The organism is Paraburkholderia sp. SARCC-3016 (assembly GCF_031119615.1).
In the GTDB taxonomy this organism is placed as follows: Bacteria; Pseudomonadota; Gammaproteobacteria; order Burkholderiales; family Burkholderiaceae; genus Paraburkholderia.
In genome coordinates, this window is sequence record NZ_JAVHZD010000009.1 from 116,476 (window position 1) to 132,198 (window position 15,723).

Here is a 15,723-nt window from a genome sequence, read left to right on the forward strand (position 1 = left end):
CGATGCTCTTCGTACGCCCCGGCCGCCTCGCCGACCTCGATGCGCTCGAACGCATGGCGCGCGCCGCGCAGCCCGTGCTGCATTCGCTGCCGCATGACCGCCGCGCGCTCGAGGCGCGCGTCGCGCTATCGGAAGACTCGTTTCGCGCAGAAGCCGATTTTCCGGGCGAGGAGTTCTATCTGTTCGTGCTCGAAGACAGCGAAACCGGCAAGCTGCTCGGCACCGCGAGCATCGTCGCGGCAGCCGGTTATGCGGAGCCGTTCTACGCGTTTCGCAACGATGCGCTGATTCATGCGTCGCGCGAGCTGCATGTGAACCGCAAGATCCACGCGCTGACGATGTCGCACGAACTGACCGGCAAGAGCCGGCTCGGCGGCTTCTATATCGAGCCCGAGCTGCGGGGCGCCGCGGCCGCGCATCTGCTGTCGCGCGCGCGCATGATGTATATCGCCGCGAACCGCAAGCGCTTCACGCCCGAGGTGTTTTCGCTGCTGCTCGGCGTGACCGACGACGCGGGCGTGTCGCCGTTCTGGGAGGCGGTGGGCCGCAAGTTTTTCGGCCGCAACTTCGCCGATATCGAAGTGCAGTCGGGCGGCCGCAGCAGCACGTTTATCGCCGAAGTGATGCCGAGCTATCCGATCTATGTGCCGCTGCTGCCGGAAGCGGCGCAGCGCGTGCTCGGCGAGCCCGACGAAAAAGCGCTGCTCGCGTACGAGATTCATCTCGAAGAAGGCTTCGAGACCGACCGCTATGTCGATATCTTCGACGCGGGCCCGGTGCTGACCGCGCAGGTCGATCGCAGCGCGTGCGTGAAGCGCAACGAGATGCGCACGGTGCTCGCCGCAAACGACATGCCGCCCGATCGCGCGCACAGCGCCACTTATATGGCCGCGAGCAACCGCCCCGGCGAATTCCGCTGCGTGCTCGTCGATTTGCCGCGCGAGCGCGACGCGGGTGCGCCGTTGCCGGCCGCGGCGCGTGCCGCGCTCGGCGTCGACGCCGGCGATGCCGTGCGCTGCGTGATCCTGCATCAGGAAGAGAACCACGCATCTTCGGAGGATGCCCCATGATCGTCGTGCGTGTCGTGCAGACGGGCGATCTCGACGCGCTCGTCGCCCTTGCGGGCGAAACCGGCCCCGGCCTCACCACGTTCAAGCCCGATCGCGCCGCGCTCGAGGCGCGCATCGCGCGCTCGCGCCGCACGCTCGACAATCGCGCGGCGCCGCACGAGCAGGGCTATCTGTTCGTGATGGAAGACAGCACGACGGGCGACATCGCGGGCGTATGCGGCATCGAAACGGCGGTCGGCCTCGATCAGCCGTTCTACAACTATCGTGTGAGCACGGTCGTGCACGCGAGCCAGGATCTCGGCATCTGGACGCTGATGCGCGCGCTCAATATTTCGCACGATCTGACCGGCTATGCGGAAGTGTGCTCGCTGTTTCTAAGCCCGCGCTATCGCGCAAGCGGCGTCGGCGGCTTGCTGTCGCGTTCGCGCTTCATGTTCATCGCGCAGTTCCGCGAGCGCTTTCCGCAGCGCATATGCGCGGAACTGCGCGGCCATTTCGATGCGGAGGGCACGTCGCCGTTCTGGCGCGCGGTCGGCTCGCATTTCTATCAGATCGATTTCAATGCGGCCGACTATCTGAGCTCGCACGGCCGCAAGTCGTTTCTCGCCGAACTGATGCCGCGTTTTCCCGTGTATGTCGATCTGCTGCCCGAAGAAGCGCAGGAATGCGTCGGCCTCACGCATAGCGATACGCTGCCCGCGCGCAAGATGCTCGAAGCGGAGGGGCTCCGTTACGAGAACCATGTCGATATCTTCGATGCGGGCCCGGTGCTCGAATGCCATATCGCCGATTTGCGCACCGTGCGCGAGAGCGTGGTCGTGCCGGTCGAGATCGTCGACGCCGCGCCGGAATCGGCCGGGGCCGCGCGCGAACGCGAGGCCGGCAATGAACGCGAAGCGCCGCGCTCGCTCGTCTCGAATACGTCGCTCGACGATTTTCGCGTCGGCGTCGCGCCTGGCGTTGTCGAAGCGGGCGTGTTCCGTCTGTCCGCCGACGAAGCCGCGGCGCTCTGCGTGCATGCCGGCGACCCCGTGCGCGTGCTTGCGGCGACGCACACACCGAAACAGAAACAGGGATCCGCATGAGCGAACTATTCATCGACGGCAGCTGGACTGCCGGCACCGGCGCGGCGTTCGCGTCGCGCAACCCCGGCACGAACGAGCTCGTCTGGGAAGGCAACAGTGCATCGGCCGAGGATGTCGAGCGCGCGGTCAGAAGCGCGCGCCGCGCATTCGCGCATTGGTCGGCCACGGCGTTCGAAGCGCGCTGCGCGATCGCGCGCCGCTTCGCCGTGCTGCTGAGCGAACGCAAGGAAGCGCTTGCCGCGACGATCGGCCGCGAGACCGGCAAGCCGCTATGGGAGGCGCGCACCGAAGTCGCATCGATGGCGGCGAAAGTCGATATCTCGATTCAGGCATATCACGAGCGCACCGGCGAAAAGCGTTCGGTCATCGCCGACGGCACCGCGGTGCTGCGGCATCGCCCGCATGGCGTGGTCGCGGTGTTCGGCCCGTATAACTTCCCAGGGCATCTGCCGAACGGGCATATCGTGCCGGCGCTGATCGCGGGCAACGCCGTGGTGTTCAAGCCGTCCGAACTCGCGCCGGCCGTTGCGCGCGCAACGGTCGAGGTGTGGCACGAAGCCGGGCTGCCCGCGGGCGTGCTCAATCTCGTACAGGGCGAAAAAGACACAGGCGTTGCGCTTGCGAATCATCGGCAGATCGACGGGCTTTTCTTTACCGGCAGCTCCGGCACGGGCACGCTGCTGCACAAGCAGTTCGGCGGACGCCCGGAGATCGTGCTTGCGCTCGAAATGGGCGGCAACAATCCGCTCGTCGTCGCGCAAGTGGCCGATCTCGATGCGGCCGTCCATCACACGATCCAGTCGGCGTTCCTGTCGGCGGGGCAGCGCTGTACGTGCGCGCGCCGCATTCTCGTGCCCGACGATGCGTTCGGCGAGCGCTTTGTCGCGCGACTCGTGGACGTGACATCGCGCATTCGGGTCGGCACGTACGATGCGGACCCGCAGCCGTATATGGGCGCGGTCATCACCGCGCATGCGGCCGCCCGGCTTGTCGAAGCCGAGGCACGCCTCGTGGAACGCGGCGCGCGCCCGCTGCTCGGCATGCGGCAGCGCGATCCCGCGCTTGGCTTCGTGAGCCCGGCGCTTCTCGACGTCACCGCTGTGCCGGATCTGCCCGACGAGGAGCACTTCGGACCGCTCGCGCAGATTATTCGCTACGACACCTTTGAAGCCGCGATCGAGCGTGCGAACGACACCGCGTATGGACTCTCCGCGGGCCTGCTCGCCGACGACGAAACGCAATGGACGCATTTTCAGCGAGCTATTCGTGCCGGCATCGTCAACTGGAACCGGCCGACCAACGGTGCGTCGTCGGCCGCGCCGTTCGGCGGCATCGGGCGCTCGGGCAACCAGCGTCCCAGCGCGTACTACGCGGCCGACTATTGCTCGTACCCGATGGCGTCGGTCGAAAGCGCGCAGTTGCAGATGCCCGCGAACGTGTCGCCGGGACTTCATTTCGAGGGATAGGACCATGCGAGCGATCGAAGCGAATTTCGACGGGCTGGTGGGCCCGACTCATAACTATGCAGGCCTCTCGTTCGGCAATGTCGCGTCGCTGTCGAACGACAAGTCCGTCGCCAATCCGAAGGCCGCGGCGAAGCAGGGACTGCGCAAGATGAAGCAGCTTGCCGACCTCGGTTTCCGGCAGGGCGTGTTGCCGCCGCAGGAGCGGCCGTCGCTGCGTCTGTTGCGCGAACTCGGTTTCTCGGGCGCCGACGCGAACGTGATTGCGAAGGTCGCGAAGGAGGCGCCCGAACTGCTCGCCGCGGCAAGTTCCGCGTCCGCGATGTGGACCGCGAACGCGGCCACCGTGAGCCCCTCGGCCGACACCGCGGACGGCCGTGTGCATTTCACGCCGGCGAATCTGTGCAGCAAATTGCATCGCGCGATCGAACACGAATCGACGCGCCGCACGCTGCGCGCGATCTTCGCCGACGAGAACCGCTTTGCGGTGCACGAAGCGTTGCCGGGCACGCCCGCGCTCGGCGACGAAGGCGCGGCCAACCATACGCGCTTTTGCGCGGCGTATGGCGAGCGCGGCGTCGAATTCTTCGTGTACGGCCGCAGCGAATACCGGCGCGGTCCGGAACCGAAGCGCTACCCGGCGCGGCAGACCTTCGAGGCAAGCCGGGCCGTCGCGCAGCGGCATGGGCTCACCGAAGAAACGACCGTCTACGCGCAGCAGAATCCCGGCGTGATCGACGCGGGCGTGTTTCATAACGACGTGATCGCGGTCGGCAACGGGCACACGCTCTTTTGCCATGAACTCGCGTTTGTCGACTCGAGCGCGGTGTATGACGAACTGCGCGCGAAGCTTGCCGCGCAGCATGCGCCATTCGACGTGATCGAAGTGCCGGATGCGCTCGTGAGCGTCGACGATGCGGTCACGTCGTATCTGTTCAACAGCCAGTTGCTGATGCGCGAGGACGGCAGGCAGATGCTCGTCGTGCCGCAGGAATGCCGTGAAAACGAGCGCGTCGCGCGCTATCTCGACACGCTCGTGGCGGGGTCGGGACCGATCGACGAGGTCAAGGTATTCGATCTTCGCGAAAGCATGAAGAACGGCGGCGGTCCCGCCTGCCTGCGGTTGCGTGTCGTGCTGACCGACGCGGAGCGCGAAGCGGTGCTGCCGGGCGTATGGATCGACGGGCGGCTGTTCGCTTTGCTCGATGCCTGGATCGACCGGCACTATCGCGACCGGCTCGCGCCGGGCGATCTCGCGGACGCGCAACTGCTCGACGAATCACGCACGGCACTCGATGAACTGACGCAGATTCTGCGTGTCGGATCCTTGTACGATTTCCAGCGTTGAATGTTCAGCGCTGAATGTTCAGCGTTGATCGTTGCTGCTGAATCTCCGAGGCAGCGCTTCGCAGGAACCATTACGGGGCAGGGCAAGATGCTCGACGACTTTCTCGCCTACACGCTAGCCGGCAACGCGCCGCATGCCGATGCGCAACGCGAAGGCGTGTGCGCCGATGGCGTGCGCTGGACCTGGCTCGACGATGGCGTGCTGCAGTTCGAGCCCGTAGTGGCTCGGAGCGAGGCACGCGATGCATGCGAGGCGGCCGGCGTGCACAGCGTGCTCGCGTCGGCCGGCATTCATGGCGACGAGACCGCGCCGATCGAGTTGCTGTCGACTCTCGTGCGCGATATTGCGCAGGGTCGGGCACCGCTCGCGTGCCGGCTGCTCGTCGTGCTCGGCAATGTCGCGGCCATGCGCGCAGCGTGCCGTTATATCGACGACGATCTGAACCGCCTTTTCAGCGGCCGTCATGCGCAATTGCCGCAGAGCCAGGAAGCGCCGCGCGCCGCGGCGCTCGAACGCGCGGCCGCGCGATTCTTCGCGAATGCACCGCAACGGCGCAGCGCGCGCTGGCATATCGATATGCACACGGCGATCCGCGCATCGGTGTTCGAGCGCTTTGCGCTGCTGCCGCATACGGGCGAGCCGATGTCGCACGCAATGTTCGAATGGCTGCGCGATGCGCAGATCGCGGCCGTGCTCGTGCATGCGGCGAAGAGCACCACGTATTCGCATTTCACCTCCGAAGCGTGCGGCGCCGATGCATGCACGCTCGAACTCGGCAAGGTGCGTCCGTTTGGACAGAACGAGCTCGCGCGTTTTGCGGGCGCCGATCGCGCGTTGCGTAGCCTGCTTGCGGGTCAGCGTGATGGCGGACATGAGCGTGCCGCTCGCGTCGGTTCCGGCGATGCAACGGCGGGCGACCTGCGGCTCCCGCGCGTCTTCACGGTGATCGACCAGATCACAAAGCACAGCGACGCATTCGAACTGTTCGTCGAAGCCGATGTGCCGAATTTCACCGCCTATCCGCAACACACGCTGCTCGCGCGCGACGGCGGTTATCGCTATACGGTGAGCCATCCGGAAGAGCGCATCGTGTTTCCGAATCCGTCTGTAAAACCCGGGCTGCGCGCGGGCTTGATGGTTGTCGAAACGACGGAGCACGCGCTCGCGTCACTGCAATAAGCGAAGTTTCGTTCCCCGCACACGATTTCGCTGTCCGCGGCATGCGTGCGTGCGCTAAAATCGCCGGGCATCTGAACCCGGTGTATCGCGCATGGGCTCCGTCCGAGTCGCGTCTGATCCACGCATGAGCGCCGTATGGCCTGATATGGGCCCGCATGGGGCTGATATCGGTACCGGCCGCACGGCACGACGGCCCGATAATATCGCGGCCATGCATTCGATCGGGCCGCCGGAGAACATTGCCTCCATGCAATGCGGATCGCGAAGTTCATTGCACCGCCAGGTAAAACGAAGAGAGCGCAAAGCGCCACCCGCGCCTTGCCATAGGGGAGCCGCATGACCACCACCGCAGTCCAGCAGGAAGGCCGGCCAGATGGCCTTTCGGGTTCCACTGACGGCGACCGGCGAAGCGACGCCGGCAGTACCGCCGAAGGCGCGCCGCGCGACGTCTATTTCGCCCGCCAGCCGCTATTGAACCGGGACGGCATGCTGTGCGGTTTCGAGCTGAAAATCCAGCAACCGTTCGTGTCCGCCGAGGCCGCCGCGCCTGCCGATGCCGGCGAGAATACTGAACCGCAAAGCGGCGCCGACGGCGACGGCGAATTTTTCGCGAACGAAGACTCCACCCAGGCGCGCGTCGGCAAGCTGATTCGCGCGCTGGTGCGGCCCGAGGTGCGGCTCGCGCTGACCGGGCATCCCGCCTATATCGATGCGACCCGCGAACTGCTGTTCGACGAGGCGGTCAAGGCGCTGCCGCCCGAGCGGTTCATTTTCGAGTTGCCGCCTGAAATCCTCGTGGATGAAGAACTGATCGCGCGCATCGTCACGCTGCACGGCCGGCGCTTTCGCTTCGTAATCGATCACGTGACGCAGGTCGATGACCGCTTCGCGCGCCTTTTGCCGTATGCGGAGACCGTCAAGATCGATCTGCAGCGCACGCCGGCCGCGCTGCTGCCGAAGCTCGCCCGCGTACTGAAGTCGGCAGGCAAGATGCTGATCGCGCTCAACACGCATACGCACGACGATTTCCAGACCGCCTTCAATCTCGGTTTCGACCGCTTCCAGGGTTATTTCTTCGCGCGTGCGCAAAGCGTTTCGTCGACGCGCCGCGTGAGCGCGCCGCGCCATGCGCTGCTGAATCTCCTGCAGCTTCTGGCCGGCGAACCGACGGTCGCGCAGCTCGAGGCGGAGCTGAAGCTCAATCCGGTGCTCGTCATGCACCTGATGCGTCTCGCGAATGCAAGCGGGCTAGCGTTGGGCTTGCGCGTCACGACGCTGCGCGATGCGATCAACGCAACGGGCACCGACAAGATCGCGCGCTGGACGCAATTGCTGCTGTACGCGGACGGCCGCAAGGTCGCGCTCGAAGACGACCCGCTGCTGCAGCTTGCCGCATCGCGCGCGCGTTTCATGGAACTCGCGGTTGCACGGTTGCCCGAGGCGGGGCGCGACGAAACCGACGCGGCATTCCTGACCGGCGTCTTTTCGTTCGTCGATGCAGTGTTCGGCGGTTCGCTCGAAACCACGCTCAACGTGCTGATGCTGTCGCGGCCGATTCGCGCGGCAATCGAACATCACGAAGGCTCGCTCGGCATGCTGCTGACGCTGACCGAAGCGCTCGAACGCGGCGCGTGGGACGAAGTCGGGATGGCCTGCGAGTCGCTCGCGCCGTTGACCGTGCCGGAAGCGGCCGAACTCGCGCTGACCGCGGCCGCGTGGGCCGGCATTGCCGATCGCAGCGCCGAAGCCGAAGGGCTCGAGCGGATCGAAGATTAAATCTCTGTCAATGTGCGAAGCCTGTACGAATGTGCAGGTCAAGCACACAGCGGCACACAGCGGCACACAGCGGCACACAGCGGCACACAGCGGCACACAGCGGCACACAGCGGCACACAGCGGCGCATAGCGGCGCATACCGCGCACATACGCGAGGGCAGGCCGCGCCGGCAGATTTGTCAGCTCAGTGAGATGCGATTCTGATCAATCCCATTGGCGGGGATCGAGTCACAGCGTCTCCAGCTCACCCACCACCGGCGCTTGGACGAAAAAACGCCGCAGTTCCCGCGATAGCTCGTTCAATGCCGCCATTTCCTGCTGGCTGATGCGGCGCGGCTCGGTATTGTGCGTCCAGTCGCCATACATCAGCGCGACGGTCGACTGATTTTCGAGCATGACCGGCAGCAGCACGAATGACCGCGCGTCGCTGAACGAACGCTTGTACCAGTCCGGCAGCCGCGCGACCATCTTCGGGTCGCGCGCGTTCTCGATGAAGATGCCAACCGAGTTCGCGATGGCGAGGTGGAAGACGTCCGGCTGGAATGCGCTGGCGAACGACAGCTGCGGCATCACTGCGTCGACTTTCGGACCGAAGCCCATGCTCGCCTTGAACGTGCCGCTGCCCTGGCGCACGAACACCACCGTGCGGTCGAAGCCGAGGCCCGCCAGCACGGTTTCGGACGCCAGCGTCAGCGCCGGTGCGAGCGCGTTGTCCGCGGGCAGCGCGCGCAGGTCTTCGACGCCCGCGCGAATGCGATCCTCGGGTTCGAGCGGCTCGCGCGCGATCGCGTCGGCGCTCGCGCGCAGCTCGTTGATTTCGCGCATCACGCCGTCGCCCGCTTCTTCACGCGCGAGCGCGATGCTCATTTCGATGAGCACGTCCGCATCGGTATTGAGCGGCCGGCTGTAGCGCTGCGCGAGTTCCGCGATACGCGCGTCGCGCACGGCGATGGGCATGTCGGGCGCGGTCAGCAGGTTCGCGACTTCGGTCGAGAAGGTCGTGACGGCGCGCATCCATTGCGTCTGACGCGGCTCGTCGTCGCGGGACGGATCGAATGCGGTCATGCCGGTGCGGATGATTTCCGGCAGGCGCCAGCGCGCCGCGGCCTCGATGCCGATCTCCTCGTACGAGACGCCGAGTATGCTTGCGCACGCATCCTTTTCGGAGACGCCTGCATCGAGCTGGCGGCGAATCTGGTCCCATTCGGTGTCGAGATAGAACACAACGAGCAGCTTGCCGACCTGGCGCATCAGCGTGCACACCACCGCTTCTTCGCCCGCGCGCAGGTCGCCGCGTTCGGTCAGCTTGCGCGCGACGCAGCCCGAGAGCATCGTGCGGTTCAGTTCGAGCTTCGCGTCGATGCGGCGCGGCGCGCTATGGTGAAAGTGATCGACGATCTGCAGGCCGACGACGAGATGGCCGACCGCATCCATGCCGAGCACCATCAGCGCGCGCGAGACCGTGGTGATGTTGCCGCCGAACGCCATGTACATCGCCGAATTCGCAAGACGCAGCACCTTGTGCGTCAATGCGAAGTCGGAGAGCACAACCTGAACGAGCGACGTGAAGTCGAGTTCGTCGTTCTTGACGGCGGCCATCGTGGTGCGGAGCGACTGCGACAGCATCGGAAAATCGCCGCGTTCGCTCATCTTGCCCCAGAGCCTGTCGAGCAACGCCGCCTTTAACATGTGAGTCCCGCAAAAGCCATACGTGTTCCAGTGAGTAGCGGACCGCGCCTTGCGCACGGACCGCCGGTGCGTGGTTGCGCCGCGTGAGTCACGCTGCGTCGTCCAGGTAAAGCGCGCGCGATTCGAAGCGCTGCGCCAGTTCTTCCGACGGCAGCGCCTTGCAGACGAGCCACCCCTGAATGTGATCGCATCCCATCTGGGTCAGCAACGCACGCTGCGCTTCCGTTTCGACGCCTTCGGCGACCAGTTCGAGATCGAGTGTCTGCGCAAGCCCGACCACTGCGCTGACAATTGCCTGATCGTTGCGCGAGGTTAGCAGATTCTCGACAAAGCTCCTGTCGATTTTCAGCTTGGCGAGCGGGAAACGTTGCAGATACGCGAGACTCGAATAACCGGTGCCGAAGTCGTCTACTGCAAAACGAATACCGATGGCAGTTAATTCCGCGAGCAGTGCGGTTGCATGCGCGGGATCGTGCATGAGCAGCGTCTCGGTGATTTCGAACACGAGCCGGCGCGGGTCGATGCCGGTCAGCGCGATCGCTTCGCGCACGTTGTCGGTGAAGCGCGGGTCGCGGAACTGCTGCGGCGACACGTTGACCGCGACATATTGCAGCTTGATGCCCTTTGCGTCCCACTGGATGAGCTGCATGCAGGCGGCCTTCAGCACCCAGTTGCCGAGGTAGTTGATGAGGCCGACCGACTCCGCAAGCGGAATGAACATCGACGGCGGCACGAGCCCGTGCAACGGATGGTGCCAGCGGATCAGCGCCTCGACGCCGACCACGCCGCGCGAGTGGCTGCTCGTGATCGGCTGGAAGTGCAGCGAGAACTCGCCGTTGCGCACGCCGTCGTAGAGATCCGATTCGAGCTTCAGGCGCTCGGCGTCGGCGGGGCTGTCGTCGGGCACGTAGAACGCGAGCGTGTTGCCGCCCGCGGCCTTGGCGCGCAGCAGCGCGTGGTCGGCCCAGCGCAGCAGCTGGCTGTCGCGCGACGTCGTGTCGTTCAGGTGCTGCACGTCCGGGTACAGGGCGATGCCGATGCTGGCCGACAGATGCACGGGCTGCCGGTTATACGAGTAGGGCTGCTGGATCGCGGTCAGCAGGCGCCGTGCGAGCGCTTCGGCGGCGATGGCGGCATCGGTGCGCGTCGCGGCCGGCGGCAGAAGGATGGCGAATTCGTCGCTCGCGACGCGCGCAATGATTTCGCCTTGCGTCGTCATGTGCGTGAGGCGTTTCGCGGTGTCGCGCAGCATCTCGTCGCCGGCGTCGTAGCCGAGCGCGCGGTTCACGCGCTGGTAGTCGTCGAGGTCGAGCAGCAGCAGCGCGGCCGGCGTGCCGTTCGCGTCGGCCTGCTGCTGCGCGTCGCGCAGCGCGTCGACGAGCGCCGGCACGTTGGCGATGCCGGTCAGATGATCGGTATGCAGCGCGCGTTTGAGGCTCGCTTCGTTGGCGCGCCACGCGGAGACGTCGAAGCCCGCGATGGCATAGCCTTCGATGCCGTCGTGGTTGTTGCGCACGACCCGCAGTTCGACGGCGATCGGATAAGTCAGCGACTTGACCAGATCGAGCGTGACCTTTTCGACCGCTCCGCTCGCCTCGGCGCGCGTCAGCACGGCTTCGAGGCGCGCGCTGTCGGCAGGGGCGACGATGTCGTGCAACGAGATGGTTTGCAGATACTCGCGGTGGTAGCCGATGAAGCGCAGGCTCGCGTCGGTCACGTAGAGGAAGCGCAAATCCCGGTCGACGTGGGCAAGGAAGTCGACTGCGCCGACGGTCTGCTCGAGACCGAGGGCGGCGGCGCCCGCACCGGCCGCGTGCGCCTCGCCGCCGCGCGGGCTCAGTACCGTGCGCCAACGTTCGATCGCGTTGCGCAGCCAGCCCCGTCGAGGTGCGGTAATCCTGTTCGCTTCCATGTAAGTCGCTGACAATCCTGTTTCGTCGCAGGCGGGCGAGTCCGCCCGCCGGTTACCGCATCCAGCCGGAAGATGGGAAGACGTCCATCAGAGCACCATAACGGCCGGCGCGGCAAAATCTTTAGCGCAATGTCGAAAAAAGCATCGCGAATACCCGTTTCCCGTGCGGCGGGCGAGCCGATTTCGCCGGATCGGGGGTCTGTTTCGCGGTGCTCGCGACGCTGCATCGAGCGCCGCGCTAAAGTACTGCCCCCCTTGTTCCGTTAATGCGATTGTTCGTGATGCGGTTCGGTTTTGGTACGATGCGCGGCGGTCGGTGGGACCGTTTCCATCCCAGGCCTGCACGATTGATGTTTTTTGAATCCACGCCGCCATCCATCATGTCAGAACCGTTCGACGATAGAGACGACCGCAGGGCCGATAAAGGAGCCGGCGGCACGCAGAGCGGCACACCCGGTGTGTCGCTGGACGCCCCGCGTTCCGCTTCGGAGTTCGTTTATCTGGGCCGCCAGCCGATTCTCGACCGCAGCGGCGCGCTCAATGCCTACGAGTTGCTGTTCCGCGACAGCGCGCACAACCACGCGCGCGTGTCCGACGACGCGCAGGCGACCGCCCAGGTCGTGGCGCGCACCATCGGCTCCATCGGTGTGCCCGCCGTGCTCGGCCAGCACCGCGGCTATATCAACATCGGCCGGCGCCTGCTGTTCGACGACACCGTGCATCTGATGTCGCCGCAGCGCTTCGTGCTCGAAATCCTCGAAAACGTGACCGTCGATGCACGGCTGCTCGCGCGTCTGGCCGAATTGCGCCGGGCCGGCTTCCGGATCGCGCTCGACGACGTCTGGGAGCTGTCCGAGAGCCTTTACGCGATGCTGCCGTACGCGGATATCGTCAAGGTCGATTTCCTGCTGGCCGAGCGCAGTACGCTGAAAACGCTCGCGGCGACGCTGCGCGGGCATGGCAAAACGCTGATCGCCGAGAAGGTCGAAACGCGCGAGGATTTTCTGCAGGCGCGCGACCTTGGCTTCGATCTGTTCCAGGGCTACTTCTTTGCGCGGCCGCAAGTGCTGGCCGCGCAACGCAGCCGTTCGTCGAGCGCGGCGCTGTTGCGGTTGCTCGCGCTGCTGTCGCGAGACGCCGGTCTCTTCGAGCTCGAAGCGGAACTGAAACGCCATCCGAACGTCGTCGTGCAACTGCTGCGCCTTGTCAATTCGAGCGCCTTCGGCCTTGGCCGTCATATCGCTTCGCTGCGCGAGGCCATCATCGCGACCGGCACGCGGCAGATCGCGCGCTGGGCGCAACTGCTGCTGTACGCGGGCGGCGGCGAGCTCCCATGGAGCTCCGATCCGCTCGTGCAGCTGGCCGGCACGCGCTCGCGCTTCATGGAGCTGGCCGCGCGCCTGTTGCGGCCCGGCGACGAAGATTTCGCCGACGCGGCATTCATGACCGGCATCTTTTCGCTCGTCCACGTGGTCGTCGATTCGTCGCCCGCGAAGGCGCTCGACAAGCTCGGACTGTCGCCGCTGATCCGCAATGCGATCGTCGAGCGCGACGGCGAGATGGGCGCGCTGCTGCGTGTCGCCGAAGCGGCGGGGCAGGGCGCCGAGACGACGGCGATCGTCCAGGCGGAAACGCTCGAGCGCTTCGCGGTGTTCACGCCCGCGGTGCTGGCGGAGCTGAACCTGTCGGCGGCCGCGTGGTTCGGTGCGCATGCGGGTGGAAACTGAGACGGCTAATGTGGCGGCAAACCGGGACGGCATACCGGGCGACGAACAGGACGGCAAAGGGGACGGCATAAAGCTGAACCGGCAACGCGCTCGTCGGGCTGACGGCAGGATGCACGGGCGCCGCGCAAACTGTGATCCAATAGCGAATCGATGTGCGTGGCGGCGAAGGCGGTTTCGCAGCAGCGCCGTCCGCCCACTGCACGAACCGGAGGCCCGCAGATGAAACGTATGCTGAAGCAAGCCGTCGCGACGGCCGGCCTCGCCGCCGCGCTGTCGTTCTATGCGCTCGGCGCATCGGCCACCTTGAAGCCCGGCGACACCGCGCCCGATTTCACCGCGCAGGCGTCGCTCGGGGGCAAGACCTACACGTACTCGCTCGCCGATGCGCTGAAGAAGGGCCCGGTCGTGCTGTACTTCTATCCGGCCGCCTTCACGAAAGGCTGCACGATCGAGGCGCATGAGTTCGCCGACGCCGTCGACGAATACAGGAAATACGGCGCGACCGTGATCGGCGTGTCGCACGACAATATCGACACGCTGACGAAGTTCTCGGTCAGCGAATGCCGCAGCAAATTCCCCGTTGCCGCCGATTCCGACGCCAAGGTAATCGGCGCCTACGACGCCGGGCTGCCGATGCACGATTCGATGGCGAATCGCGTCTCGTATGTGATCGCGCCGGACGGCAAGATCATCTACGAATACACGAGCATGTCGCCGGACAAGCACGTCGAGAATACGATGCAGGCGGTCAAGCAATGGGCGGCGACGCACAAGTCGCAATAAGTCTCGATGCAGGCGGCCGGTGCTGGGCGCGCGTGAACCTGTCGTGCTGGATTACCATCGGGTAGCCTGACCCACGCTTGCCCCACGTCCATACGGAGGCGCGATGCCGATCTTTGTCGCTCTATTCGTGCTGATTGCGTTGATCTACGGTGCAGTGCGCGCGTACCACGTGCTCGCCGCGCATTTCGGCGCCGGCGTCGCGATTGGCGCCGCGGTCGTGGCGGCCCTGATCGTGATTGCAGCGGTCGCTTACTGGTGGCGGCGTCACCGCGAGATCGCGCCGAACATCGACGACGGCGACTGGACCCATGAGCTCAAGGAACCATGGGGCGGCGTGCGGCTTGCCGCGGGTAAAGGCCTATGTTCGATCCAGCTCGGCGGCGCAAAGGGCGACTATATTTTCGGCGACCTGCAAGGCGCGCAGGCCGAACGCGACGGCAGCGGCTGGCGCGTCGGGCTGCGGGTCAAGGATGCGGCCCGCCCGGTCTGGCAACTGCCGATGAAAACCGAGCGGCAGGCACGCCAGTGGCAGCGCATTCTGACGCGCGCGATGGCGCAGAAGCTTTAGTTGGCCGGTTTTAGTTAGCCTGTTTTAGCTAACCGGTTTCAGGTGACGTCTTTCAGCTCGCATTCGCGCGGCAAGCGGCGCCGGTCAAACGGTGGAGCGATGGACCAGCGAACCGTCCGGCAGCTTCGTCAGCAGGCCGTCGGCGTCGTCGGCCGCAGTGAACAGCGCAAACGTAATGCCTTGCAGCTGCGTGACGCGCCGCAGTTCGAGCGGCACGCCCGGTTCGACCGCGACCATCCCGAGTCCGTTGCCGTACGAGAGATTTTTTTGCCGCACGCTCGCATCGAAAATCAGAATCGCCGGCTTCAGATCCGGCTGGGTGCGCGGCAGATTGCGTAACCAGATTTGCGCGTGAGGCAGCGCGACGGACGCAGTCTGGATGCCGTCGTCGAAAAAGCGCGTACGCGCGCGGTGTAATAGCGCATCGAGCGCCGCGGGCTTCAGCCAGGCCGCACGATACGATTCGCCGCGATAGTCGCGCAATTGCGCGAAGTCGGCAAGAAACCGCTGCAAGGTCTGAGTTCGGTGCCGATGCGTGCGCAATGCACGGTTGATCTGCGGCTCGCCGTCTTCGATGAACGGCTGCAGGCGTGCGAACTGGCCGGCGTTCGACTGCTGCGTGAGCGCGTCGATTGCTTCTGCGTCTTTCGCCGATGTCGCCTGATTCCACGCGGTGACGGTACGGAACATCAAGGCGGCATCGCGAGCGCGCAAGGGCGGCGTCACGTTCCCCGGCGCCGCGCACGCGAGGCGGTCGGATGCGGCGGACACAACCGGCAAGACCGGCAAGACCGGCAAGACCGGCAACGCTGCCGGTTGCCGGCCATGACGGGCCGGCAGCGTGGGCGTCCCGACACCGGGCCGCGCATCGTCCGCAATGGCAGTGGGGGCCGGCAGCCGCGCGCCTCGCGCCATGGCGCGGTCGTGCGCCGTGGTGTCGGGCGGCGCCGGTTCGTGCGCGGGCCGCAATGGGGCGTGCGGCCGCTCCGCGATGCGCGTTGGTCGGAAGACAGGAATCACTTGCACCTCCGCATGATCCGGTTGCCTCGCCACCTGCGATAGTGCGATAGGCGGGCCCGGCACCCCGTCATGCTAGCGATGCAGGCAGGCGCGCGGGCAATGA

General features: G+C 65.8%; 12 protein-coding genes. 9 read left to right on the forward strand and 3 right to left on the reverse strand.

Annotated features, from left to right (window positions below):
• Window positions 1-2: 2 nt before the first annotated feature.
• The 6 genes from aruF (at window position 3) to QYH69_RS11395 (ending at window position 7,921) form a co-directional block, all read left to right on the forward strand.
• Window positions 3-1,070, forward strand: a complete 1,068-nt coding sequence (gene aruF, locus QYH69_RS11370) for an arginine/ornithine succinyltransferase subunit alpha (RefSeq protein ID WP_308831956.1) — start codon at window positions 3-5, stop codon at window positions 1,068-1,070.
• Window positions 1,067-2,155 carry an arginine N-succinyltransferase gene (astA, locus tag QYH69_RS11375; protein ID WP_308831957.1) on the forward strand — a complete coding sequence of 363 codons (1,089 nt, stop codon included), beginning with the start codon at window positions 1,067-1,069 and terminating at the stop codon, window positions 2,153-2,155. The genes aruF and astA overlap by 4 nt, the downstream gene beginning before the upstream one ends.
• Entirely contained in the window at window positions 2,152-3,621 is a 1,470-nt protein-coding gene (gene astD, locus QYH69_RS11380; RefSeq protein ID WP_308831958.1) for a succinylglutamate-semialdehyde dehydrogenase, read from the forward strand. Before astA ends, astD begins: the two co-directional genes overlap by 4 nt.
• Window positions 3,622-3,625: 4 nt before the next feature.
• A complete protein-coding gene (gene astB / locus QYH69_RS11385) occupies window positions 3,626-4,966 on the forward strand; it encodes an N-succinylarginine dihydrolase (protein WP_308831959.1) in 1,341 nt (446 codons plus the stop codon).
• Between the two features lie 87 nt (window positions 4,967-5,053).
• Window positions 5,054-6,145, forward strand: a complete 1,092-nt coding sequence (gene astE / locus QYH69_RS11390) for a succinylglutamate desuccinylase (protein ID WP_308831960.1) — start codon at window positions 5,054-5,056, stop codon at window positions 6,143-6,145.
• 336 nt (window positions 6,146-6,481) lie between these two features.
• Window positions 6,482-7,921 carry an EAL domain-containing protein gene (locus QYH69_RS11395; protein WP_308831961.1) on the forward strand — a complete coding sequence of 480 codons (1,440 nt, stop codon included), beginning with the start codon at window positions 6,482-6,484 and terminating at the stop codon, window positions 7,919-7,921.
• 228 nt (window positions 7,922-8,149) lie between these two features.
• Here QYH69_RS11395 and QYH69_RS11400 read toward each other — a convergent pair whose 3' ends face one another.
• Both QYH69_RS11400 and QYH69_RS11405 read right to left on the reverse strand, forming a co-directional pair.
• The gene (locus QYH69_RS11400) at window positions 8,150-9,610 is read right to left on the reverse strand and encodes an HDOD domain-containing protein (RefSeq protein WP_308831962.1); all 1,461 of its coding nucleotides are present in this window, start codon (window positions 9,608-9,610) and stop codon (window positions 8,150-8,152) included.
• 88 nt (window positions 9,611-9,698) lie between these two features.
• Complete coding sequence (locus QYH69_RS11405; protein WP_374992389.1) at window positions 9,699-11,537, reverse strand: putative bifunctional diguanylate cyclase/phosphodiesterase; 1,839 nt, start codon at window positions 11,535-11,537, stop codon at window positions 9,699-9,701.
• Window positions 11,538-11,902: 365 nt separating this feature from the next.
• On the opposite strand from QYH69_RS11405, the gene QYH69_RS11410 reads away from it, so the two are divergent.
• The 3 genes from QYH69_RS11410 (at window position 11,903) to QYH69_RS11420 (ending at window position 14,600) form a co-directional block, all read left to right on the forward strand.
• Entirely contained in the window at window positions 11,903-13,249 is a 1,347-nt protein-coding gene (locus QYH69_RS11410) for an EAL domain-containing protein (RefSeq protein WP_308831963.1), read from the forward strand.
• Window positions 13,250-13,477: 228 nt separating this feature from the next.
• Window positions 13,478-14,032, forward strand: a complete 555-nt coding sequence (locus QYH69_RS11415; protein ID WP_374992392.1) for a peroxiredoxin — start codon at window positions 13,478-13,480, stop codon at window positions 14,030-14,032.
• A gap of 103 nt (window positions 14,033-14,135) precedes the next feature.
• Complete coding sequence (locus QYH69_RS11420; protein WP_308831965.1) at window positions 14,136-14,600, forward strand: hypothetical protein; 465 nt, start codon at window positions 14,136-14,138, stop codon at window positions 14,598-14,600.
• An 84-nt stretch (window positions 14,601-14,684) separates the two neighbouring features.
• Here the strand turns inward: QYH69_RS11420 and QYH69_RS11425 are convergent, their stop codons facing one another.
• Window positions 14,685-15,620 carry a hypothetical protein gene (locus QYH69_RS11425; RefSeq protein ID WP_308831966.1) on the reverse strand — a complete coding sequence of 312 codons (936 nt, stop codon included), beginning with the start codon at window positions 15,618-15,620 and terminating at the stop codon, window positions 14,685-14,687.
• Window positions 15,621-15,723: the final 103 nt, after the last annotated feature.